A 22,000-nucleotide genomic window follows, 5' to 3' on the forward strand; every position below is an offset into this window, starting at 1 on the left:
GGTGAGGGCCCTCGCTCTTGACATAGGGGACGCGCGCATCGGGATCGCCGCGAGCGATCTGTCCGGCACGCTTGCGTCCCCGGTGAAGGTTCTGCCGGCGCAGGAGGTCCTCTCCTGCGCCCGCTCCTTTAGGTACATCGTCGAGGACTACGAGCCCGACGTGCTCGTCTGCGGCCGCCCAAAGACCCTCTCGGGCGAGGACGGCCCGCAGGCCCAGAAGGTTATGGAGCAGGGGCGCAAGATCGGAGAGACCCTCGGTCTTCCCGTCGAGTTCGTTGACGAGCGACTCTCGTCACAGGAGGCCAAGCGCATCCTGCGCGAGGAGGGATACAGCGAGAAGAGCATGCGAGGCCGGGTCGACATGATCGCGGCGTCGCTCTTCCTCCAGGCCTGGCTGGACGCTCACAAGGAGTAGGGGAGACGAATGGCTGACAAACCAACACGCAGGGCCGCGCACTTCGCGGGCGTGGCGCCCACCCCCAGGCGCGAGCACGCCACCGCCAAGGCCTCCAAGCCCGCGGGTGGCGCCAAGGGCGCCCCCGCCCGCAAGGCCGCGGGCAATCGTAAGGCCGCGGACGCCCGCAAGGAGCGCCGCCAGCCCGTATCGCGCACGGGTGCCCAGAAGCCACACGCGGCCAGGGGCGTCTCGTCCCACAGCGCGCGTACCACCTCCCGAACGAACCGCGGGCAGCGCGGCCAACAGCGTCGCTGCGGGCGCAGGTCGTGCCTTCCCCTCGCCGGCATCGCCCTTGTCCTTCTCGCCCTCTCTCTGGTCGTCTTCGTCCTGCCCCGCCTGGGACGGGAGCAGGATTCCGCCTCGTCGGGCGTGAGCCAGGGTGACTACGTGAGCGTCACCATCCCCGAGGGCTCGGGCGCCAACGCCATCGCCAAGATCCTGCTCGAGGCCGGCGTCATCGACGACAAGAAGGTCTTCCTCGAGGAGGTTGATTCCCAGCGGGCCGAGTCCAATATGAAGCCCGGCACGTACAAGCTCATGGCGGGCGGAAACATCTCGGGCATCGTGAGGCAGCTCTGCGAGGGTCCCAACTCCGACGAGGGCAGGCTCACCGTGGCAGAGGGGCTAACCGTCGCCAAGACCGCCGAGGCCGTCCAGAAGCAGCTGGGCATCAGTTCCGATGAGTTCCTGGCGCAGGCCAAGGCCTCCAACTACGTGGACGACTACCCGTTCCTCTCCGAGGCGCAGGACGACTCGCTCGAGGGCTTCCTGTACCCCAAGACCTACGACTTCAGCGGCAAGGACGTCTCGGCCGACTCTGTCATCCGGGCCATGCTCGACCAGTACAAGGCTGAGGTCCACTCCCTCAACATGAGCGATGCCGCGGCCTCGCTCAGCAGTAGCTACGGCGTGACCGTGAGCGACTACGACGTGCTCAAGGTGGCGTCGATCATCGAGCGCGAAGCCGTCACCAGCGACGACCGCCCGCTCGTCTCGTCGGTCATCTACAACCGCCTCAAGGCGGACATGAGCCTCCAGAGCGACGCGACCATGGGCTACGTCACCGGCGGAGACGTGACGGCCGACGACCTCAAGGTCGACAGTCCCTACAACACCTATCTGCACAAGGGGCTCACTCCAACGCCCATCTGCAGCCCGAGCCTCGACTCGATCCAGGCGGCCCTGGCGCCGAGTCCGACCAACTACTACTACTTCCTCATCATCGAGAACGGCTCCTACTCCAACCACACGTTCTCCGAGACGTACGATCAGCATCAGGAGGCCATCGCCAAGGCGCAGGCCGACCAGGGGGTCTAAATGGGACTGTTTGACGCGTGGCGATACTTCGAGAGCATTGACCAGATTCCCATCGAAGACCTCGTCAGGGGAGAAGTGCGCTGCGTCCTCCTGGACCGCGACAACACCTGCGTCCCTCGCGACGCCAAGGTCGCGCCGCCCGAGATCGCTCGCTGGCTCGAGGACGTGCGCGCCCGGGGCATCAAGACCTGCATCGTTTCGAACAACTTCCACTCGAGCCAGGTCGAGCGCTCCGCCCGCGAGCTGGGCTGCGAGGTCGTCCACCATGCGATGAAGCCCGCCCCCTTCGCGGTGAGACGCGCGCTAGAGCTCGAGCGCTGCGACGCCGCGCACGCGATTCTCGTGGGCGATCAGGTGTTCACCGACGTCGTGGCCGGAAACGCCGCCGGTGTCCGCACGGTACTGGTGAGGCCCCAGTCGAGGCGCGACCTCTGGTACACCCACATCATGAGGCTTGGCGAGAACCTCGTCCTGAGGGGGAAGACCTACGAGGGCATCCCTCGCGCATAGCGGTCCCGTGTCCTTCTGCCGTTGATGGTAGAATTTGGGCGAACACTCGATTGTCTGTACGGAGTCTTTGCTCATGAACACTGCAACGCCAGGGTACGTGGTCCACGAGGGCTGCGACCATATCTTCTTTGTCGGCTTTCTCGGGGCGGGAAAGTCGACCCTCGCGCGTAACCTCGGGGGACTGTTCAATCGCGACTTCGTCGACACGGATCGCATGGTGGAGCGCATCATGGGCAAGACCGTGTGCGAGGTCTTCGAGCAGGACGGCGAGGAGGCGTTTCGCAGGGGCGAGGCGCAGGCCCTGCGCAAGCTCAGGGATCGAAAGTCTCTCCTAGTGAGCTGTGGTGGCGGCATCGTCGAGGGTGCGGAGAGCTGCACCCTGATGCACGAGATGGGCACCGTGGTCTTCCTGGACGGCGACGTCGAGGACTCCCTGCGGCAGATCCAGCACCCTGAGCTTAGACCCGACTTCGTTTCGGCCGACTGCGCGCGTCGCCTCTACGCGTACCGCAGGCCGCTCTACGAGCGCGAGTGCGACCTTTCCATTGATATCAGGGGCAAGTCGTTTGACCAAGTTATGACCGAGGCAGGGCAGCTGCTTTGGGAGAAGGGACTTCTATGAGCGAGGAAGAGGGCCTCGAGGCGCAGGTCACGAGGCAGTGGGTTTCGGCGCCGGGCGGATCATGCGACGTCCGCATGGGACACGGAGTGGTGGAGACCTGCGGGTCGATCCTGCGCACGGCAGTCGGCAAGCCGCGCGTAGCCGCGCTCCTGTGCGAGGATGGCGTCTCCGAAGAGCGTCGCGAGCTGCTCCGCCGGGAGCTGACTGACGCGGGCTTCGCGGTCGAGGCGCGCCTGCTCGCGGCGGGTGCCAACGCCAGGACGCTCGACTTCGTCTCCGAGCTCATGGTTTGGTTGGGCGAGAAGGGCGTTACTTCCGACGACCTCGTCGTGGCCATCGGAGGCGTCGACAGCCTCAGCTGCGCGGCCCAGGCCTGCTCTCTGTGGTGCGCCGGCGTGCCCCTCGCCGCCATCCCCGTCGACCTCGACGCCATGGTGGAGGTGGCCGTCACGCCGCGCGGCATCGCTGTTGGGGAAAGCGACGACATGGCACGCTCCAACGCATTCTGCCGCTACCTGCTCTGCGATCCCGACCTCATGGAGTGCGGCCTCTCGGACGAGCGCACGCGCCTTGCGCTCGCGCTCATGGCCTCCTCTGCCACGGCTGAGAACGAGAAGTCCTTCTCGCGTCTCTGGGACAGGGCGCCCGAGATCATGGAGGGCGACGTCGACGTCCTGATGGAGCAGGCGGTCGACACGCTCAAGACCCGTGGGCGCCTCGTCTCGTCGACCGCGCTTGCGGTCAAGCAGTCAGTCACCTACGGCCGCGACTTTGTGCGTGGCCTTAGGCCCTTGCTTGACGACGGCGTCAGCGTCGCCGACCTGATGGCCGAGGGCCTGCGGTTCGCCGCGCGCCTCTCGTGCGGCATGGGGAAGCTCTCGGTGGATGACGTCCTTACTCAGGACGAGCTCCTCGACAGGCTCGGCTTCGGCTTCGTGGAGGCCTCCGTCGAGCCCGAGCGGGTCATCAAGTCGCTCAAGGGCGACCAGTTCAAGCGCTCGAACCGATTCTTCGTCGCGGTGCCTCAGGCCATCGGCCGCGTGCGCCTCGCGTCTGCAGACGATGAACTTTTGAATGAGCACGTCTCTGCATGGTGTGAGGCCCACCGCGCGGACTAACCTATATGAGGCTCAATACGACCTAGAGAATCGAGGTATTTAGACATGGCTGATGCTGCAGCTTGCGCGGCTCGCGTCGAGAGGTTCCGCTCCCTCATGGAGGAGAGGGGCTACGACGCCGCCATCCTGAGGAACAACCCTGACCTTCGCTGGCTCACTGGAGCCGAGCGCACCTTCGACGACGAGGTGGCCCACACGGCGTTCATCACCAGGGACGGGCTCTGGCTCCACACCGATTCCCGCTACTTCGGCACCTTCGTCGACCGCCTTGGCGAGAATACGCCCTGGAAGCTTGACATGGAGATCGTTGACCCCGCCTCCTGGGCGGCCGAGCGCGTCAGCAAGACGCGCTCTCGCGTCGTCGCCATCGAGGACACCATGGACCTTGCCTTCTTCGACGCCCTGGGCGTCGAGCTCGCAAAGGGCTCGGTCGCCTGCCTCCTCCCGCGCATGCATGGCGACATCGCTTCGCTTCGCATCGTCAAGGACTCCGAAGAGATCGAGCTGATGCGCCACGCGCAGACCATCACCGACGCAGCCTTCGAGCACATCTGCGGCTTCATCAAGCCGGGCGTGACCGAGATGGAGATCAAAGTCGAGCTCGAGAACTACATGTTCCAGCACGGTGCCGACTCGCTTGCCTTCGGCACCATCATCGCGAGCGGCCCCAACGGCGCCAACCCCCATGCGCAGCCTGGCGAGCGCAAGGTCCAGAAGGGCGACATGATCGTCATGGACTACGGCGCGGGCTATCACGACTACCGATCGGACATGACCAGGACCGTCTGCCTTGGCGAGCCGACTGAGGAGCAGCGCAAGGTCTATGAGATTGTCCGCGGCGTCAACGAGGCCTGCGCCAAGGCCGCCGTTCCCGGCTGCAAGGGCAAGGACATCCACAACCTTGCTGTTCGCCTCATCACCGAGGCAGGCTACGGCGACTACTTCAAGCATGGCCTAGGTCACGGCGTCGGCCTCGAGATCCACGAGAAGCCCTTCTTCGGCCGCAACTATGACAGGGAGATTCCCGTGGGCGCCGTCATCACCGACGAGCCCGGCATCTACCTGCCCGGCAACTTCGGCGTTCGCCTCGAGGACTTCGGCGTCATGGGGGAGGACGGCTATCACCCCTTCACGCAGTCGTCCCACGAGCTGAGGGTGATTCCCTGCTAGTCCACGATTTAGAACAAGTAGTATCGGCTGTTTTGTCAAATGCCTAATCGGTCGGCGCTTGCCGGCCGATTTTTCATGTTCCGATCGTCCTGGAGATGTCGACTAGCGCTTGGGCGCGAAAGGTGACCAAAGAAAAACAAAATATGACCAAAGCGAAACGAATTGGTAAGCACTTTGACAGAGTTATCGGTGCGCCCGTTTCAGGAAATGGCTGTCAAAACTAGCGAAATGACGCAAACAATCAGTATGAATTCGCAGGTAGAACACTGATATGTAGGAAATGGCGAGATGATGTGTAGCATTTATCGGCAAATGGGCCTATAATTCAGAACCTGTGGAGCAACGATGAAGGAACTGCGCAGACGGCGTGAACGTCATTCATCACACCACGGTTCTGTAGGAAGCAGAAGGATGCAAAGGAGGAAGTTGGATGGTCAATATTGTCCTTGCAAGCCACGGTAAATTCGCCGAGGGCATCATGGAATCGGGCAGCATGATCTTCGGACCGCAGGAAAACGTTGCGGCCGTCGTTCTGACGCCTGACATGGGTCCCGACGACATGCACCAGAAGCTGCTTGACGCGATCGCCACCTTCGATGATCAGGAGCACACCCTGTTCCTGGTCGACCTGTGGGGAGGTACTCCCTTCAACCAGGTCTCCCGTCTCATCAGCGAAGAGGGGCATGACGACTGGGTAGCCATCACCGGCCTCAGCCTTCCCATGCTCGTCACCGCCTACGGCTCCCGCATGGGCGCCGACACGGCGAGGGCTGTTATGGAGGAGGTCTACCCCGAGGCACGCGCTGGCGTGAAGGTGAAGCCCGAAGAGCTTCAGCCCGCCGACGCCGCCGCACCCGCAACTGCCGCAACTGCCGCAGCACCCGTTGGCGCCATTCCCGAGGGCACCGTTCTCGGCGATGGCCACATCAAGTATGCGTACGTCCGTATCGACACCCGTCTTCTCCATGGTCAGGTCGCGACCGCATGGACCAAGCAGGTCTCGCCGGATCGCATTCTCGTCGTCTCCGACGGCGTCTCCCACGACGAGCTCCGCAAGAACATGATCGTTCAGGCGGCTCCTCCTGGAGTCAAGGTCCACGTCATCCCCATCGCCAAGCTCGTCGAGGTTGACAAGGACCCGCGCTTTGGCGCGACGAAGGCCATGGTTCTCTTTGAGAATCCTCAGGACCTCCTGCGTGCAGAGGAGGGTGGCGTCGAGTTCGACAAGGTCTGCATCGGCTCCATGGCTCACTCTGCCGGCAAGACTGTCATCAACCAGGCCATCGCCTGCGACGAGGAGGACGTCAAGACCCTCGAGGCGATTCGTGCCAAGGGCACTGACTTCTATGTCCAGAAGGTCCCGTCCGATCACGTCGACGACATCTGGGCCCTTCTCAAAGAAAAGAACATGGCCTAAAGGCCTCGATAGAAAGAAGGAGGGAATTCATGTCGGCACTTACGATTCTTCTGATCGTTATCGTTGCTTTCCTGGCTGGTATGGAAGGCATTCTCGACGAGTTCCAGTTCCATCAGCCGCTTGTTGCCTGCACCCTTATCGGTCTGGTCAGCGGCCACCCGCAGGAGGGCATCATCCTCGGCGGCTCCCTTCAGATGATCGCCCTCGGCTGGGCGAACATCGGCGCCGCCGTCGCCCCTGACGCGGCTCTCGCGTCCGTGGCCTCCGCAATCCTCATGGTCATCGCTCTCGACGGTGGCGCTACCGACACCGTCGCCGCGATCAACACCTCAATTGCCGTGGCAGTTCCTCTGTCCGTCGCGGGCCTGTTCCTGACCATGATCTGCCGCACCATCGCAATTCCGATGGTCCACGCCATGGATGCCGCCGCCTCCAAGGCTGACTTCCGCGGCATCGAGGTCTGGCAGGTTCTCGCGATCTGCCTCCAGGGCGTCCGCATCGCCATTCCGGCCGCGGCCCTCTGCTTCATCCCTGCCGAGTCGGTCACCGCAGTCCTGAACTCGATGCCCGCATGGCTCTCCGGCGGCATGGCCGTCGGCGGCGGCATGGTCGCTGCAGTCGGTTACGCAATGGTCATCAATATGATGGCCACCAAGGAGACCTGGCCGTTCTTCGTCCTCGGCTTCGTCCTGGCTGCCCTCTCTGAGCTCACGCTCATCGCCCTCGGCGCCATTGGCGTCTCCCTCGCCCTCATCTACCTCGGTCTCAAGGAGCTTGCGACCGCAGGCGGCGGCGCTGCCGGCTCCGGCGACCCGCTGGGCGACATCCTGAATGACTACGAGTAGGAAGGGGAGTGAACACAATGGCAGAAGAGAAGATCACTCTTTCTAAGAAGGATCGTCAGGCGGTCGCTTGGCGCCACCAGTTCCTGCAGGGCTCTTGGAACTACGAGCGTATGCAGAACGGCGGTTGGTGCTATGCCATGGTCCCCGCCATCAAGAAGCTCTACTCCACCAAGGAGGAGCAGGCTGCTGCTCTCGAGCGTCACATGGAGTTCTACAACACGCACCCGTACGTGTCCGCCCCCGTCATCGGCGTCACCCTCGCACTCGAGGAGGATCGCGCCAACGGCGAGAAGATCGACGATGCCGCCATTCAGGGCGTCAAGGTCGGCATGATGGGTCCGCTCGCCGGCGTCGGCGACCCCGTCTTCTGGTTTACCATCCGCCCAATCCTCGGCGCGCTCGGCGCGTCCATGGCCCTCTCGGGCAACATCCTCGGCCCCATCCTGTTCTTCGTCCTCTGGAACGTCATCCGCATGGCCTTCCTCTGGTACACGCAGGAGTTCGGCTACAAGGTCGGAACCGAGATCACCAAGGACCTCTCCGGCGGCCTGCTGGGCAAGATCACCGAGGGTGCCTCCATCCTTGGTATGTTCATCATCGGCTCGCTGGTCGAGCGCTGGGTCTCGATTTCCTTCACCCCGGTCGTCTCCACCGTCACGCAGTCCAAGGGTGCCTACATCGACTGGTCCAGCCTTCCCAGTGGCGCCGAGGGCATCAAGAGCGCCCTCGAGCAGTATGCCTCCTTGGGTGCCAACGGCTTGAACGTCGAGAAGGTCACCACGCTCCAGCAGAACCTCGACGCCCTGATTCCGGGTCTTGCCGCAGTCGCTCTCACGCTTCTGTGCTGCAAGCTCCTGAAGAAGAAGGTTTCCCCGATCGCCATCATCCTCGCGCTCTTCGCGGTTGGCATCATCGGTCGTCTCCTCAACTTCATGTAAGGAGTCGTGCGCTGGCAGCTTCTGGCCTGCCGTGCTAGACGCATCTGGTCGCGCCCTGTACGCTTGAAAGTGCATCCGCACCCTCAACGTCGGGGCGCGACCTTTCTGATTGGATCCGAGGAGTTTTCGCATCATGGCAATCTCAATGAACAACAGCGTCGACATGACCATCAAGGCGACGTCGTTTCACGGTCTCACGAGCTACGGCGACATGATGGTCGGCAACAAGGCCGTGGAGTTCTACAACGAGCGCAACCCTGAGGACTACATCCAGATTCCCTGGGAGGAGATCGACCACGTGGCCGCCTCGGTCATGTTCGGCGGCGCCCGCATCGCCCGCTTTGCGATCTTCACCAAGCAAAACGGGCACTTCTCGTTCTCCACGAGGGACAACAAGAAGATCCTGCGAGCCATGAGGGAGTACGTCCCCGAGGACAGACTCGTGAAGTCTCCCACTTTCTTTCAGGTACTCGGCCTGGGCGTGAAGCGTCTTCTACACCTTGGGGCGTAGCACCTTCCGCGTGCCCTGCCCCGACAACGCCCTGCCTTGCTGCCCCGACTCAGCCGGGGCTTTTTTCGTGCGTGCCCATGGCAATGCAGCGGCCGAGCTGTTGCCTCTGTGAATCCGAGCCACGGCGCATTGCATTTGCGTGCGCATGGCTATAATTCTTCTCTGTATGTGATTTTTGCATCCGTGTTTTCGCGGACGTTATCGAGAAAGCGAGCTTTCAGTGGCATCTCTGAGCATCAACGACCTCAAGGTCGGCCTCGGCGTCAACATCAAGGGCAAGGACTGTGTCATCCTCGAGGCACAGCATGTCAAGCCTGGCAAGGGCAACACCTACGTTCGCACCAAGTACCGTGACATCCGCACCGGTCGCGTGAACGAGGAGAACTTCCAGCAGTCTGCCAAGTTCGAGAGCGTCAACATGCAGACGCGCGAGATGCAGTACCTCTACGCTGACGGCGAGACCTACTGGTTCATGGACATGAACACCTACGAGCAGATTCCCGTCGAGGACTCCCTCATCGGCGAGAACGACAAGTTCCTGAAGGAGAACGACGTCTGCCTTCTCCAGTATGCCAACGACGTTCTCTACGCGGTCCAGCCGCCCACCTTCATCGAGGTCGAGATCACCGAGACCGATCCCGGCTTCAAGGGCGACACCGTCCAGGGCGGCACCAAGCCCGCGACCATCGAGACCGGTGCCACCATCCAGGTTCCCATGTACCTGAACCAGGGCGAGATCATCAAGGTCGATACGCGTGACGGCAAGTTCGTCTCCCGCGTCTAGGGACTGGCACATTGACTGCAGGGGCCCGCGAGCGCAGCTGCGTTGGCGGGCCCCTTCGTGCCAAAGGCGACAGTGATGACGCCCCTCTCCCAAAGGCTATACTTGAGCACGAAGACCTGCGGCCGGCTTGGCCTCAGGTCGGGTTACTTCGAAAGGACCTTCACATGAGCGAAAGCGAGCTCTTCATAGCGGGAATCGGCGTCTCCAAGAGCGTCGTCTCTACCATCGTCACCCTTGCGGCCGAGAAGGTCGAGGGCGTCGTCCGCGTCGGCGGCAACGACATCGCCTCCAATCTCGTGTCCGTATTCACGAGTCGTGCGGTTCCGCCCGAGGCAACCGTCGAGTCCGAGGTGGTCGACGGCGAGCTTAAGGTCGCCGTCCATCTTGCCGTGTTCTACGGCTATCCGTTCACCAAGCTTGCGGCGTCCGTTCGCGCCGCCATCGCGACCGCGATTCGCGAGCAGGTCGGCGTCGAGGTCGGCTCGGTGGACATCTGCATCGATTCACTCGTTTTCCCCAAGGAGTAGAGGGCAGTGTCTGATACAACTCACTTCGGCGGGCGCACCCTTGCCCGCAGCCAGGCCCTTCAGGTTCTCTTCCAGGCCGAGGCAACCAACAGGACCGTCTTCGAGGTTCTCGAGGGCGACTACGCGCTCTCGCAGGGCCCGCTTGACCCGTTCGGCGAGATGCTTGCCCGCGGTACCGACGACATGCGAAGCGACCTCGACGCCATCATCGCAGAGCACTCCGTCAACTGGAGCGTCTCGCGCATGCCGAAGGTCGACCGCAACCTGCTGAGGCTCGCCCTCTACGAGATGCTCGAGGTCGACGAGGTCGCCATCCCCATCACCATCGACGAGTCCGTCGAGCTCGCCAAGGCCTACGGCTCTGACGAGTCCTCCCGCTTCATCAACGGCCTCCTGGGCAAGGTGGCCCGCAAGCTCGAGGCCGGAGACGACGTCGTGGCGGAGGCCCGCGAGGCCGTCCGCGTCCGTGACGACCTCAAGGCCGCGGCCCAGCAGCCGAACGATGACTACGAGTACGCCGGCTCCGAAGAGCCCGACGACGGAGAGCAGGACGGCGAGTAGCGATGGCAAAGCCCAACATCGCGCAGTACAAGACGTTTGACGATATCACTGGCCGCCTGGACCAGATCGTCGACGCGGTACGCGACAAGGAGACCTCGCTCGAGCGCTCGCTGGACCTTTTTGATGAGGCCATCGCGCTGGGGTCTAAGGCCGTTGACATGGTCGACACCACCGACTTCACCCCCGAGGAGGAGGCGCGCCTGCGCGAGAAGGAGTCCGCCAAGGCCGAAGCCGAGAAGGGCGATGCGCCTTCCGCCTCAGACGGCTCCGACGACGAGGGGGCAGACGAGGCTCCTGTCGCTTCCCAGGGGGGCGAGGAGGCGTAGCGTGGCCAGGCCCAAGAAACATAGACTGGATGAGGAGCTCGTTTCACGCGGGCTCTTTTCCTCTCGCGACGACGCGATGCGAGCCGTGCTTGCCGGTGAGGTTTCGACCTCGGGCCGCAGGATGGAGAGCCCGGGCGAGCAGGTAAGGCCCGGGATCGAGCTTCACGTAAAGGGGCGCCTGCCATACGTGGGGCGTGGTGGCCTCAAGCTCGAGCGCGGCCTCGACTCGTTCGGCGTCGACCCCACGGGGATGTCCTGCCTCGACGTGGGCTGCTCCACCGGGGGCTTTACCGACTGCCTGCTCAAGCGCGGCGCGGCATCCGTCCTGTCGGTCGACGTGGGCTACGCGCAGTTCGACTGGAGCCTGCGCGAGGACCCGCGCGTCGACCTGCGCGAGCGAACCAACATGGTCGACCTGCCCGACGACGACAATCGCTCGACCATCGACCTTGCGGTCTGCGACGTCTCGTTCACCTCGGTCAAGACCGTGCTTCCGGCCGTCGTCGAGCTGCTGCGCGGCAACGGGCGGTTCCTCACCCTGGTCAAGCCTCAGTTCGAGGCTGCCCGCGACGAGGTGGGCGAGGGCGGCGTGGTGAGCGATCCCGCCGTCCACCTGCGCGCGCTCGAGGACGTGGCACTTGCCTTTGAGTCAAGGGGCCTTGGGGTGCTGGGCGCGTGCCAAAGCCCCATTCACGGGCACAAGGGCAATGTCGAGTTCCTGCTCCTGGGTCAGCGCGGCTCCAGGGCAGACCGCGCCCTGGACTATCGGTCAGTCGTGGCCGACGGTGCGGTTGAGCTCGCCGGCGCGCTCTAGGCACTTCTTCGAGAAATACTTGCGCAAGCCTGCCGCGTCGTTCGGCGCCGCGGCACGCCCGCGAGCGTCCCTCCCACCCGGTCGGGTGCTACACTCGATGGGACTATCTGACTTCATCGGGGGAGGGCGGCGTGAAGGTACTTCTGGTTCCCAACTATTCTCGCGAGGATGCGGTCGAGAGCGCGCGGTCCTTGTCACGGTGGCTTGAGGACGAGCGCGTCGAGGTCCAGTGGGCCCACGACAAGAAGCTCTTTCCCAACAAGGTCGTGGACACGACCGGCGTCGGTCTTGTCGTCTCCTTCGGCGGGGACGGCACGCTCCTGCGTGCCGCCAGGATCGTGGGCTACAACGAGATTCCCGTCATCGGCATCTCCTACGGGCACCTGGGCTTTCTGACGAGCGGTGGCCCCATGGACGTCAAGTACCTCGTCGCCGAGGCCCTCTCGGGCAACCTTCACGCCTCGAGGCGAGCCACCCTGGACGTCTCGGTCGATCTGGAAGACGAGCTCGGCAACATCAGGACCGAGCGCCGCTTTGCCCTGAACGACCTCTCGCTCACGCATGGCATCAAGGGCGACATGATCGTCTTCGACGTGTCCGTCTCGGGCCACCACATCGACACCCTCCGCGCCGACGGCTTCGTGGTCTCGACCGCCACGGGCTCGACGGGCTACGCTCTCTCGGCCGGCGGCCCCATCGTTTCTCCTGACTACGGAGGCATGGTCTGCGTTCCCGTCGCCCCGCACACGATCCTGGCGCGCGCGTTTCTGACCTCGCCCTCTGACGTCGTCGAGATTGCGATCAACCCCGAGCGCAAGTCCGAGCGGCTCTTCTTTGCCGATGGCCAGCTCGTGGGAGGGGAGGGGCTCGTCGCCCAGCGCGCGACCGTGCGCCGCGGCCCAGGTGACCTCATCCTTCTTGACCGCAACTCCAAGAGCTTCTATCAGTCCGTTTCTCGTGTCTTCTACGGAAGGGCCGGAGAGTAGCAACGCATGATTGACGAACTTCACGTACAGGACGTCGCGCTCATCCGCGAGGCGTCCATCATCCCCGCGCGCGGCCTTACGGTGCTGACCGGAGAGACCGGAACCGGAAAGTCCGCGCTCCTCTCGTCAGTCAAGCTGCTGATGGGAGAGCGCGCCGACGCCTCTGCCGTGCGCGAGGGGGCAGACGCCCTGTGCGTGGAGGGTCGGTTCTTCGAGCCTGGGGGAGATCCCGACGGGACCGTCGTGCGTCGTCGCGTGGAGGCCGCGGGTCGCGGACGCGTCGAGGTTGACGGGCACATGGCATCAGTGCGCGAGCTCGCCGAGGGGCCGGGAGCGACCATCGACCTGTGCGGCCAGCACGAGCACCAGCGTCTGCTGCAGGGCTCGACTCACGTCCAGATGCTGGACGCCTGGGTGGGCGATGCCGCCCAGGAGGCACTCAAGGCATACCGGAACGCCCTCGACGCCGCCCGCGATGCGCAGAGCGAGCTCGAGCGGAAGGTGGAGATGAGCCGCTCGGCCGGCGAGAGGCTCGAGGAGGCGGAGTTCGTCCTCAGGCGCATCGACGAGGTCGGGCCTGCGGAGGGCGAGTACGAGGAGCTCGAGCAGACGCTTCCCAAGGCGGAGCACGCCGAGTCGCTCATGCGCTCGGCCACTGAGGCGCGCGAGGCCATGTCCGGCGACGGGGGCGCGGAGGACGTCCTGTCCTCCGTCGTCTCGGACCTCAGGGGAGCCGCGCGAAACGACGAGCGCCTGGGCGCGCTGGCAGACCGCGTCGAGAGCTCGCTCATCGACCTGGAGGACGTCTCGGCGGAGCTTCGCGACTACGCCGAGGCGATGGACTTCGACGGCGACAGGCTCGCTCAGATGCAGGAGAGGATGGGCGAGCTGCAGGGGCTCCTGCGCAGCTATGGCCCGCGCATGCAGGACGTGCTCGAGAGGCGCGCCAAGGCAGCAGAGCTCGTGAGCGCGGCCCACGACGGCGACGCGGTCGTGCGCGCTGCGCAGGAGACGCTCGACGCCGCCGAGGCCGAGCTGCGCGCGAGGGCCGACGAGCTCGACGCCGTCAGGCGAGAGGCCGCCCCCAAGCTTGCCGCCGCCATTACCGACCAGATGGCGTTCCTCCAGATGGGCTCCGCCTCGCTCGAGCTCGGCTTCGAGCGGCTCGACCGCGCCCAGTGGACGAGCGTCGGCCCCAGCAGGGTCGAGATGACCTATCGTCCCGCCGCGGGCCTGAGCGCAAGGCCCCTCAGGCGCATCGCGTCGGGCGGCGAAGTCTCTCGCGTGATGCTCGCGTGCAAGGTCGTGCTGGGCGACGCCGACGGCACCGACACCCTGGTGTTCGATGAGGTCGACGCCGGCGTGGGAGGTGCGACGGCCGTGGCACTGGCGCAGGTCCTCGCGCGGCTCGCGCAGACGCACCAGGTCATCGTCGTCACGCACTTGGCCCAGGTGGCCGTGGTCGCGCAGAAGCACTACCTGGTGAGCAAGCGCGGCGACGAAGTGCCCGAGACAACGATCGAGGAGATCGGGGGAGAGGAGCGCGTGGCCGAGATAGCCCGCATGCTCTCGGGCGACCAGACGCAGGCCTCCCTTGACCATGCCCGCGAGATGCTCTCGGGGGCATCCCCCACCAGCTAGCGTGGCGGCGGGTCCTCCTTGCCCCGCCTTTGTGCCGTCGTGTGGAGCCGGTCGCCAGTTGACCACTGGCGTGTGTTCAAGCCATTTTTTTCTAAAACTTTCGCGCTGAGAAAAAACCGGGGCGCCCTTGGGTTGTAGGATGAAATCCCGTAGAGAAGAGGAATTTTTTTACGGGAAGGTCCCAACATGACCAAGCACATCTTTGTTACCGGCGGCGTCGTTTCATCCCTGGGAAAGGGTATCACCGCCGCGTCGCTCGGCAGGCTTCTGAAGGCACGTGGCTACAAGGTCATGATGCAGAAGGCCGATCCCTACCTGAACGTTGACCCCGGCACCATGAGCCCCTTCCAGCACGGTGAGGTCTTCGTCACCGAGGATGGCAAGGAGACCGACCTCGACCTGGGCCACTACGAGCGCTTCATCGACGAGAACCTCACCCGAAACTCCAACTTCACCACCGGCCTGATCTACCAGTCGCTCATCTCGCGCGAGCGCGCCGGAGACTTCCTGGGCGGCACCGTCCAGGTCATCCCGCACGTGACCAACGAGATCAAGAGCCGCTTCCTGCGCATCGAGGAGCAGACCGACGCCGACGTCGTCATCACCGAGCTCGGCGGCACCATCGGCGACATCGAGGGCCAGTCGTTCGTCGAGGCCATCCGCCAGTTCCGCAAGGAGAAGGGCCTGGGCGAGACGCTCGTCATCCACTGCTCGCTGGTTCCCTACATCGCTGCTGCGCACGAGGTCAAGACCAAGCCGACCCAGCATTCCGTCAAGGAGCTCCGCTCGATGGGCATCCAGCCCGACTTCATCGTGTGCCGCTCCGACCACGAGGTCGACGCGGACATCCGCGCCAAGATCGCCCACTTCTGCGACGTCGACGAGGGCTGCGTGTTCGAGAACTCCGACTGCGCCTCTATCTACGACGTCCCCATGCACCTCGCCGAGCAGGATTTCGACGGCAAGGTCCTCGACAGGCTCGGTCTCGAGCGCCGCGAGCGCGACATGAGCGCCTGGGTCTCCTTCACCGATCGCATGCACGCCGCGAACAAGAAGGCTGACACGACCGAGATCAAGGTCGTCGGCAAGTACACGCAGCTTCCCGACGCCTACCTCTCCGTCATCGAGGCACTCCACCACTCCGGCGTCCACTACGGCCGCCACGTCAAGATCACGCTGATCGACGGCGAGGAGCTCACGGCCGAGAACGTCGACGAGATGCTCGACGGTGCCGACGGCATCCTGGTTCCCGGCGGCTTCGGCCAGCGCGGCGTCGAGGGCAAAATTCTTGCGGCCCAGAAGGCCCGCGTCGAGAAAATTCCCTACCTGGGCGTCTGCCTCGGCCTTCAGGTGGCCGTCTCGGAGTTCGCGCGTGACGTCGCGGGCATGCCCGGCGCCAACTCCACCGAGTTCGTTCCCGGCTGCAGCTATCCCGTGATCGACCTCATGCCCGACCAGGAGGACGTGACCGAGAAGGGCGGCACCATGCGACTTGGCGCCTATCCCTGCAAGGTTGCCCCCAACACGCTTGCGGCCGAGGCCTACGGCGAGGAGCTCATCTACGAGCGCCATCGTCACCGCTACGAGGTCAACAACGCATTCCGTCAGCAGCTGATCGACTCCGGCCTCGTCATCTCGGGCCTCTCTCCCGACGACCGCCTCGTCGAGATGGTCGAGCTTCCCGAGGACGTCCACCCCTGGTTCGTCGCCAGCCAGGCGCACCCCGAGTTTAAGAGCCGTCCGACCAACCCGGCCCCTCTTTTCCGCGAGTTCGTCCGCGCCTCCATCGCCCGCCACGAGGGCGTCGACCGTCACGAGATCTGCGCTGACTAAGGCTTTTCACACATCGTCCTGACGTGCGTCTATTCGGCCGATCCGCAGCTTCGGGCATGGGATGCGGCGCATCGAGGCGAACCCATTTGAGCTAAGCTGTTCTTGCGGGCGGCGCGCGCGGCGCGGCGCCCGCATTCCTTTACGCACGTCGGCTGTCCCCGGACGTCGGCGTCTTCAACGAAGCGATGGCGGGGAGGCCCACGATGAACCTGACACAGGCCCTCGAGGAGTACCTGGGCTACCTTGCCGTCGAGCGTGGCAGCGCCGAGAACACCATCGAGTCCTATGGTCGGGACCTCCGGCGCTACGTGGCATTTCTGTCCGACCGGGGCATCGAGGCCGTGGACGGGCCGCAGCGCATGGACATCGAGGAGCACCTTGCGGCGTTGCAGGACCTGGGGCTCGCGCCCGCCTCGGTGCAGCGAGCCGCCTCGGCGATCAAGGGCTTCCACCGCTTCATGGTCGGCGAGCAGATTTGCGAGAGCCATCCCGCCGCGGACGTCATGCTCCCGAAGAAGCCCGACCGCCTTCCGGACGTCCTCTCGCACGAGCAGGTGTTCGCGCTTCTGGACGAGCCCTTCAGGCCGGAGCTCGAGCCGAGCCCGCGCACCCTCAAGAGCGGCAAGGTCGATGTGAGGGGTCAGGCCTGCTTCCATCGCGACAAGGCTATCCTCGAGGTTCTGTACGGCTGCGGCCTGCGCGTGAGCGAACTGTGCGGCCTCGACCTGCGAGACGTTGTGTTCGAGCAGGAAGTCGTCCGCGTTATGGGCAAGGGGCTGAAGGAGCGCGTCGTCCCCATTCTGGGCACGGCGGCCGCGGCGCTCAGGGCCTACCTGGACGACTGGCGCCCGATCCTGTCGGGTTCCGGCCGCGAGAACTCGGCGGTCTTCCTGAACGTCCGCGGCGGCCGCATCACGCGCCAGGCGGTCCACGGCATCTGCGAGACCTATGGGGGCATCGTGGGCATCAAGGGGTTGCATCCCCACACGCTGCGGCATACGTACGCCACCCACATGCTCGAGGGTGGCATGGACCTCAGGACCGTGCAGGAGCTGCTGGGCCATGCGAGCATCTCGACCACGCAGCTCTACACCCACGTCGACCGCACGCACGTGCGCATGGCCTACCTCCAGGCCCATCCCCGCGCCAGGACGGGCGCGTCGCGCTTCGAAGAAGACTGACGCCTTGGCCGCGGCGCGTCTCGTGCCGCATCCCATTGGCCACGCAGCCTCCCACACACCCGTGGGACGGCCTGACACCGTCCGTGGGAGGGTCCCCCACCGGCGTGGGACGATGTCCCACCAACCGTGGGATGGCCCCACACCGTCGTCTGGGCGACGCACTCGAGCGGCTCGAACTTTGGGGCCCATGGCGGAAAAGGTTGCCCTAGAGGGGAGGAACGCGTGTTTCTCGACACCTCGCAATAATGTGTCAGCGCAATATAAATGCAGGTAAATGGCTGTATCGTAAGCGGCGCGAACGACCAGTGGGAGCGCTTCATATTCCCGTCACATTAGCGTACGGCACGGGTGCGAAAAGCTTCCTGCGGTTTGTGTTGCAGAACGCTTGTTCTTACAACATGTAGTGCCTAATTCCCCATTGGCCACCACTCGGGTGTCGTTTGGAGCCGCCTGGTGTCAGAAAGTGTCGGAAAGTGTTGCATGGTGTCGCAATTGAACGTATAGTTCTAGTCACGCACTGAGGGGATATGGCTCCCTGGTAGTTGAGAGGGGAGGGTCAATGTATCTGACTGGCACGTTCAAGCACAACCTTGACGCCAAGCAGCGCATTACCCTGCCGGCTCCGTTCCGCAAGGAGTTCAACGAGAAGGTCGTCCTCATTCCCGTCAGTGGCAAGATCTACGGCTTTACTCCCGAGGGCCACAGGGAGTGGGTGGAGAGCTTCTTCGCAGAGGGCTTCGATCCTCGCAACAAGAACCATGTGAAGCTTCGCCGCGCGCTCACCTCGATGGCCTTCACTGTTGAGCTCGACTCTGCCGGAAGGATTGCCCTTGGCAAGCTCGGCGCAGAGACGATCGGCAAGTGCGGGATCGAGCGTGAGGTCACCGTCCTGGGTAACGTGGACCACTTCGAGATCTGGGACTCTGCTCGCTACGAGCAGGAGATGAGCGAGGTCGCCGATGACCTCGAGGACCTGATGTTCGGTTAGAGCGGGGGAGTGAGCAACTTGACAGGAGAATATCGGCACATACCCGTGATGATCAACGAGGTCTTGGCCGAGCTTGACCCCAAACCAGGCGAGGTAGTCTGCGACTGCACTCTTGGTGGGGCCGGGCACTCGGTCGAGATGGCCAAGCGAATCCAGCCTGATGGCCTCTCGCTTGGCATCGATCAGGACGACATGGCCCTCGCCGCAGCCTCCGAGCGCTTCGAGCGCGAGGTCCCTGGGGCGGAGCACAGGTTCCTCAAGGGCAACTTCGGCTCCCTCGACGAGCTTCTCGTCCAGGCCGAGGTCCCAGGAGTCGATTGCTTCCTGTTCGACATCGGAGTCTCTTCTCCTCAGCTTGACATCCCAGAAAGGGGCTTCTCGTACCACGAGGACGCTCCGCTTGACATGCGTATGGATCCGGGGAACAACACCCAAACCGCAGCCGAGGTCATTAACAACTACAACGAAGCCGACCTCACCCGGATTCTGCGCGTCTATGGGGACGAGAAGTTCGCGTCACGCATTGCCCGCCAGATCGTGCGAACGCGCGAGAAGGCGCCGATCGAGACCACACTCCAGCTGGTCGAGGTCATCAAGGCCGGCATCCCGGCTGCGGGCAGGCGACACGGTGGGCATCCGGCGCGCAAGACCTTCCAGGCCCTGCGCATCGAGGTCAACCACGAGCTCGACGTCCTCGACCAGGGCCTCAGGGCTGCGATTCGCTGGGCGAACCCCGGTGGCCGCATCTGCGTGATCTCGTATCACTCGCTCGAGGACAGGATCGTCAAGCACGTCTTCTCGGAGATGTCGCAGGGTTGCGTCTGCCCGCCGGACCTTCCGGTGTGCGTATGCGGTCACGTGCCGATAGTCGACGTCAAGACACGCAAGCCCCTCGTCGCCAGCGACGAGGAGGTGGGCCTCAACCCAAGGGCCCGAAGCGCGCTCATGAGGGTCGCGGTGAAGCGCGACGTCTCGCAAGAGGGCGCAAACTAGGCTCCACCGGCCCTCGGGCCGTGGACATACAACATAAATGAAGCAGTACGTACTACAAACGCAGCTCAAACGTACTACTACCACACCACAAGGAGCCACCGCACGCGGTGGCCCTTCCAGTCAACGGGGGAGTTCACCATGTACCAGGGTTCCGAGGCCTACAGCCTCTACGGCGTCGCGGGGGAGCGTGAGCAGGAAGTCCATCGCCACGCACCATTTGGCGTCGTCACTGGTGGCGGGCTTGACGCAAAGGTTCGCCAGGGCATCTCGCACGTGTTCTTCTCCCGTTTCGTCCTTGTCATGGCGGCCGTGGCCGTTTTCGTGTGCTGCGGTGTCGTGCGCGTCGCCCTCTCCGCGACGACCGTCGTCCAGATGCAGCAGACGGCCTCCCTCAGGCAGGACATCGCCTCCGCCCAGTCGACGAACAAGGACCTCCAGGCCGAGCGCTCCGTGCTCTCCAGCTCCTCACGCATCGACCACATCGCCGGCCAGTGCTATGGCATGGTTCGCGCCGACTCCTGCGAGACGCTCACGATTGGCTCCCCCGCGGCTGGCTCCCAGGCCTCCCTTGCAAGCTCCTCCGCCCAGGACGCCTCTGCCCCCGCGTCTTCTGCAGATGCTGCGCAGAGTTCCAACGCTGGGGGCTCGGCAAGCATGCAGTCGTAAACTCTTGAGTTGTGAGATATCATTCAGACAATAGGCGCCGTGGGCGCAACCAGATGCGTGGGGCTTCGTATGACGAGGCCTCACGTTTGCGTAGACGCGCAAACAGCGTTCCGCCACGCGACTTTGACCAGTGCATCAAGATCCTCGGCTGCATTCTTCTGCTTGTCCTCTCGTTCGTCGTGGGCAAGCTGATCTACCTCCAGGTGGTCACTGCGAGCTCGCTTTCGGCAGAGGCCCAGCAGAGCCGCAGCAATGCCATCGTGCTGCAGGCGAAGCGCGGCACCATCTATGACCGCAACGGCAACGTGCTCGCGATGAGCAAGGAGTGTGCCACGTTCTACTGCAACCCCGAGGAGGTCGACGACCCCAACGGCGCCGGCGACGTCTTCGAGGAGGTCCTGGGCGGCGAGTCCAAAAACTACGTCAGCAGGATGAGGGTTCAGGGCACGTTCTCGTACATCAGTCGCCAGGTCGACTCCGACGACGCCGACGAGATAGAGCAGAAGCTCAAGGAGAAGGGCATCAAGGGCATCTATCGCCTGAAGGACTCCAAGCGCGTCTATCCCTACGGCGCGATCGGAAGCCAGGTGCTCGGCATCGTCGGCATCGACGGCGACGGCCTGACCGGTCTCGAGTACTACTACAACGACATCCTCAAGGGCAAGAACGGAACCATGTACCTCGAGACGGGGCAGGGCGGCACGCCGATCGCGGGCGGTCACTCCGAGGTTGACGAGGCGCGGGACGGCACTGACATCGTCATCTCGCTCGACATCGACATCCAGCGTGTCGCCGAGGAGACCATCGTCAAGGGCACCGAGCAGTACAAGGCCGACTCCGGCTCGGTCATGGTGACCGATCCCACCACCGGCGAGATTCTGGCGGCCTGCTCGACGCCCCTGTTCGACGTTACCGACACGTCCACGATCGAGGAGGGCGCGACCTCACTCAAGCTCGTCTCGTCGTCCTACGAGCCCGGCTCGATCTTCAAGGTGCTCACGGCCGCCATAGGCCTGGAGAGCGGCTCGGTCAGTCCCATGGACACGTTCTCGGTTCCCGGCGGCGTCAGGGTCGGCGACGACATCGTGCGCGACGACGATGGTCGAACCGAGACCATGACCATGGACCTGAGAGAGATACTTCGCAGGTCCTCGAACACCGGCATAGCCCTGGTCACGCAGAACGAGATCGGCGAGACGAACTTCGCCAACGGCGTCTCGGCCTTCCAGATCGGCCAAGCCACGGGAATCGACTTCCCTGGCGAGGTCCAGGGCATGGTCAAGCAGCTTAACCAGTACGACGGAGCGAGCATCGGCGCCATGTCGTTCGGACAGTCGCTCGCCATCCCGCTCGTCCAGATGGTGAAGGCGGTCGGCTCCATTGCCAATGACGGCACCCTGGTCACGCCGCACTTCCTCGTCAGCAAGGGCGGCGAGGAGGTCACCTGGGACCCCGTGGGCACTTCCGTTTCGAAGGAGACCGCCGACGCCGTGACCGACATGATGCGCACCGTCGTCCAGTCGGGCACCGCAACCGCTGCCCAGGTCAAGGGCTACGACATCGCTGGCAAGACCGGTACCGGCGAGCAGGCCGACGAGAACGGCTACATCGAGTACAAGTACGTCTCGTCGCTCATCGGCTTTGCGCCGGCGGATAACCCCAAGGTGCTCGTCTACGTTGGCCTGAACGGCACCCCGTACCTCGCGTCGAGCTCGTCTGCCCCGCTCTTCTCGACTATCATGAGTGAGGCCCTCTCTGACATGGGTGTTGAGCCCAGCTCGTAAGCTCGGAGCGA

General features: G+C 64.1%; 23 protein-coding genes. All 23 read left to right on the forward strand.

Going from position 1 to position 22,000, the window contains the following annotated elements:
* Position 1: 1 nt before the first annotated feature.
* The 23 genes from ruvX to BMY31_RS02230 all read left to right on the forward strand — a co-directional run bounded on the left by ruvX (position 2) and on the right by BMY31_RS02230 (position 21,989).
* Positions 2-415: a Holliday junction resolvase RuvX gene (gene ruvX / locus BMY31_RS02120; protein WP_078686673.1), complete on the forward strand. Its 414-nt coding sequence runs from the start codon at positions 2-4 to the stop codon at positions 413-415.
* 9 nt (positions 416-424) lie between these two features.
* Entirely contained in the window at positions 425-1,774 is a 1,350-nt protein-coding gene (mltG, locus tag BMY31_RS02125; RefSeq protein WP_091007809.1) for an endolytic transglycosylase MltG, read from the forward strand.
* Entirely contained in the window at positions 1,775-2,284 is a 510-nt protein-coding gene (locus tag BMY31_RS02130) for a YqeG family HAD IIIA-type phosphatase (protein ID WP_078686675.1), read from the forward strand.
* 73 nt (positions 2,285-2,357) lie between these two features.
* The gene (locus BMY31_RS02135) at positions 2,358-2,906 is read left to right on the forward strand and encodes a shikimate kinase (RefSeq protein WP_078686676.1); all 549 of its coding nucleotides are present in this window, start codon (positions 2,358-2,360) and stop codon (positions 2,904-2,906) included.
* Positions 2,903-4,024 carry a 3-dehydroquinate synthase gene (locus BMY31_RS02140; RefSeq protein ID WP_091007812.1) on the forward strand — a complete coding sequence of 374 codons (1,122 nt, stop codon included), beginning with the start codon at positions 2,903-2,905 and terminating at the stop codon, positions 4,022-4,024. Before BMY31_RS02135 ends, BMY31_RS02140 begins: the two co-directional genes overlap by 4 nt.
* Before the next feature lie 45 nt (positions 4,025-4,069).
* Positions 4,070-5,194: a M24 family metallopeptidase gene (locus BMY31_RS02145; RefSeq protein ID WP_091007813.1), complete on the forward strand. Its 1,125-nt coding sequence runs from the start codon at positions 4,070-4,072 to the stop codon at positions 5,192-5,194.
* A 430-nt stretch (positions 5,195-5,624) separates the two neighbouring features.
* Entirely contained in the window at positions 5,625-6,611 is a 987-nt protein-coding gene (locus BMY31_RS02150; RefSeq protein WP_091007816.1) for a PTS sugar transporter subunit IIB, read from the forward strand.
* Positions 6,612-6,640: 29 nt separating this feature from the next.
* Positions 6,641-7,456, forward strand: a complete 816-nt coding sequence (locus tag BMY31_RS02155) for a PTS mannose/fructose/sorbose transporter subunit IIC (protein WP_091007819.1) — start codon at positions 6,641-6,643, stop codon at positions 7,454-7,456.
* 17 nt (positions 7,457-7,473) lie between these two features.
* Entirely contained in the window at positions 7,474-8,394 is a 921-nt protein-coding gene (locus tag BMY31_RS02160; RefSeq protein ID WP_091007820.1) for a PTS system mannose/fructose/sorbose family transporter subunit IID, read from the forward strand.
* Positions 8,395-8,527: 133 nt separating this feature from the next.
* The gene (locus tag BMY31_RS02165; protein WP_078686682.1) at positions 8,528-8,905 is read left to right on the forward strand and encodes a DUF956 family protein; all 378 of its coding nucleotides are present in this window, start codon (positions 8,528-8,530) and stop codon (positions 8,903-8,905) included.
* A 220-nt stretch (positions 8,906-9,125) separates the two neighbouring features.
* Positions 9,126-9,689, forward strand: coding sequence for an elongation factor P (efp, locus tag BMY31_RS02170; protein ID WP_078686683.1), 564 nt, complete (start codon positions 9,126-9,128; stop codon positions 9,687-9,689).
* A gap of 164 nt (positions 9,690-9,853) precedes the next feature.
* On the forward strand, positions 9,854-10,216 hold the full coding sequence (locus tag BMY31_RS02175) for an Asp23/Gls24 family envelope stress response protein (RefSeq protein WP_078686684.1): 363 nt from the start codon (positions 9,854-9,856) through the stop codon (positions 10,214-10,216).
* Positions 10,217-10,222: 6 nt separating this feature from the next.
* Positions 10,223-10,777 (forward strand): transcription antitermination factor NusB, encoded by a 555-nt coding sequence (gene nusB / locus BMY31_RS02180; protein WP_078686685.1) that lies wholly within the window; start codon positions 10,223-10,225, stop codon positions 10,775-10,777.
* Positions 10,778-10,779: 2 nt separating this feature from the next.
* Positions 10,780-11,103, forward strand: coding sequence for an exodeoxyribonuclease VII small subunit (locus BMY31_RS02185; RefSeq protein ID WP_091007823.1), 324 nt, complete (start codon positions 10,780-10,782; stop codon positions 11,101-11,103).
* A 1-nt stretch (position 11,104) separates the two neighbouring features.
* Positions 11,105-11,917, forward strand: a complete 813-nt coding sequence (locus BMY31_RS02190; RefSeq protein ID WP_257612355.1) for a TlyA family RNA methyltransferase — start codon at positions 11,105-11,107, stop codon at positions 11,915-11,917.
* 131 nt (positions 11,918-12,048) lie between these two features.
* Entirely contained in the window at positions 12,049-12,903 is an 855-nt protein-coding gene (locus tag BMY31_RS02195) for an NAD(+)/NADH kinase (protein WP_078686688.1), read from the forward strand.
* 6 nt (positions 12,904-12,909) lie between these two features.
* The gene (locus BMY31_RS02200) at positions 12,910-14,544 is read left to right on the forward strand and encodes a DNA repair protein RecN (protein WP_091007828.1); all 1,635 of its coding nucleotides are present in this window, start codon (positions 12,910-12,912) and stop codon (positions 14,542-14,544) included.
* Between the two features lie 186 nt (positions 14,545-14,730).
* The gene (locus BMY31_RS02205) at positions 14,731-16,377 is read left to right on the forward strand and encodes a CTP synthase (protein WP_078686690.1); all 1,647 of its coding nucleotides are present in this window, start codon (positions 14,731-14,733) and stop codon (positions 16,375-16,377) included.
* A 203-nt stretch (positions 16,378-16,580) separates the two neighbouring features.
* Positions 16,581-17,558 (forward strand): site-specific tyrosine recombinase, encoded by a 978-nt coding sequence (locus BMY31_RS02210; RefSeq protein ID WP_091007830.1) that lies wholly within the window; start codon positions 16,581-16,583, stop codon positions 17,556-17,558.
* A 559-nt stretch (positions 17,559-18,117) separates the two neighbouring features.
* Positions 18,118-18,546 carry a division/cell wall cluster transcriptional repressor MraZ gene (locus BMY31_RS02215; RefSeq protein WP_078686692.1) on the forward strand — a complete coding sequence of 143 codons (429 nt, stop codon included), beginning with the start codon at positions 18,118-18,120 and terminating at the stop codon, positions 18,544-18,546.
* An 18-nt stretch (positions 18,547-18,564) separates the two neighbouring features.
* Positions 18,565-19,539 (forward strand): 16S rRNA (cytosine(1402)-N(4))-methyltransferase RsmH, encoded by a 975-nt coding sequence (rsmH, locus tag BMY31_RS02220; protein ID WP_078686693.1) that lies wholly within the window; start codon positions 18,565-18,567, stop codon positions 19,537-19,539.
* Between the two features lie 138 nt (positions 19,540-19,677).
* Positions 19,678-20,205 (forward strand): cell division protein FtsL, encoded by a 528-nt coding sequence (locus BMY31_RS02225; RefSeq protein ID WP_078686694.1) that lies wholly within the window; start codon positions 19,678-19,680, stop codon positions 20,203-20,205.
* Positions 20,206-20,291: 86 nt separating this feature from the next.
* Positions 20,292-21,989 (forward strand): peptidoglycan D,D-transpeptidase FtsI family protein, encoded by a 1,698-nt coding sequence (locus BMY31_RS02230; RefSeq protein WP_234970630.1) that lies wholly within the window; start codon positions 20,292-20,294, stop codon positions 21,987-21,989.
* The last annotated feature ends 11 nt before the right edge of the window (positions 21,990-22,000 follow it).

Origin of the sequence: Parafannyhessea umbonata, assembly GCF_900111255.1 — a bacterium.
GTDB classification, from domain to species: Bacteria; Actinomycetota; Coriobacteriia; order Coriobacteriales; family Atopobiaceae; genus Olsenella_J; species Olsenella_J umbonata_A.

Bases quoted from the DNA above. Each gene is read 5' to 3' on its own strand.
- mltG (WP_091007809.1), top strand. From the start codon at position 425: ATGGCTGACAAACCAACACGCAGGGCCGCGCACTTCGCGGGCGTGGCG.
- BMY31_RS02130 (WP_078686675.1), top strand. From the start codon at position 1,775: ATGGGACTGTTTGACGCGTGGCGATACTTCGAGAGCATTGACCAGATT.
- BMY31_RS02135 (WP_078686676.1), top strand. From the start codon at position 2,358: ATGAACACTGCAACGCCAGGGTACGTGGTCCACGAGGGCTGCGACCAT.
- BMY31_RS02140 (WP_091007812.1), top strand. From the start codon at position 2,903: ATGAGCGAGGAAGAGGGCCTCGAGGCGCAGGTCACGAGGCAGTGGGTT.
- BMY31_RS02145 (WP_091007813.1), top strand. From the start codon at position 4,070: ATGGCTGATGCTGCAGCTTGCGCGGCTCGCGTCGAGAGGTTCCGCTCC.
- BMY31_RS02150 (WP_091007816.1), top strand. From the start codon at position 5,625: ATGGTCAATATTGTCCTTGCAAGCCACGGTAAATTCGCCGAGGGCATC.
- BMY31_RS02155 (WP_091007819.1), top strand. From the start codon at position 6,641: ATGTCGGCACTTACGATTCTTCTGATCGTTATCGTTGCTTTCCTGGCT.
- BMY31_RS02160 (WP_091007820.1), top strand. From the start codon at position 7,474: ATGGCAGAAGAGAAGATCACTCTTTCTAAGAAGGATCGTCAGGCGGTC.
- BMY31_RS02165 (WP_078686682.1), top strand. From the start codon at position 8,528: ATGGCAATCTCAATGAACAACAGCGTCGACATGACCATCAAGGCGACG.
- BMY31_RS02175 (WP_078686684.1), top strand. From the start codon at position 9,854: ATGAGCGAAAGCGAGCTCTTCATAGCGGGAATCGGCGTCTCCAAGAGC.
- BMY31_RS02185 (WP_091007823.1), top strand. From the start codon at position 10,780: ATGGCAAAGCCCAACATCGCGCAGTACAAGACGTTTGACGATATCACT.
- BMY31_RS02200 (WP_091007828.1), top strand. From the start codon at position 12,910: ATGATTGACGAACTTCACGTACAGGACGTCGCGCTCATCCGCGAGGCG.
- BMY31_RS02205 (WP_078686690.1), top strand. From the start codon at position 14,731: ATGACCAAGCACATCTTTGTTACCGGCGGCGTCGTTTCATCCCTGGGA.
- BMY31_RS02210 (WP_091007830.1), top strand. From the start codon at position 16,581: ATGAACCTGACACAGGCCCTCGAGGAGTACCTGGGCTACCTTGCCGTC.
- BMY31_RS02215 (WP_078686692.1), top strand. From the start codon at position 18,118: ATGTATCTGACTGGCACGTTCAAGCACAACCTTGACGCCAAGCAGCGC.
- BMY31_RS02225 (WP_078686694.1), top strand. From the start codon at position 19,678: ATGTACCAGGGTTCCGAGGCCTACAGCCTCTACGGCGTCGCGGGGGAG.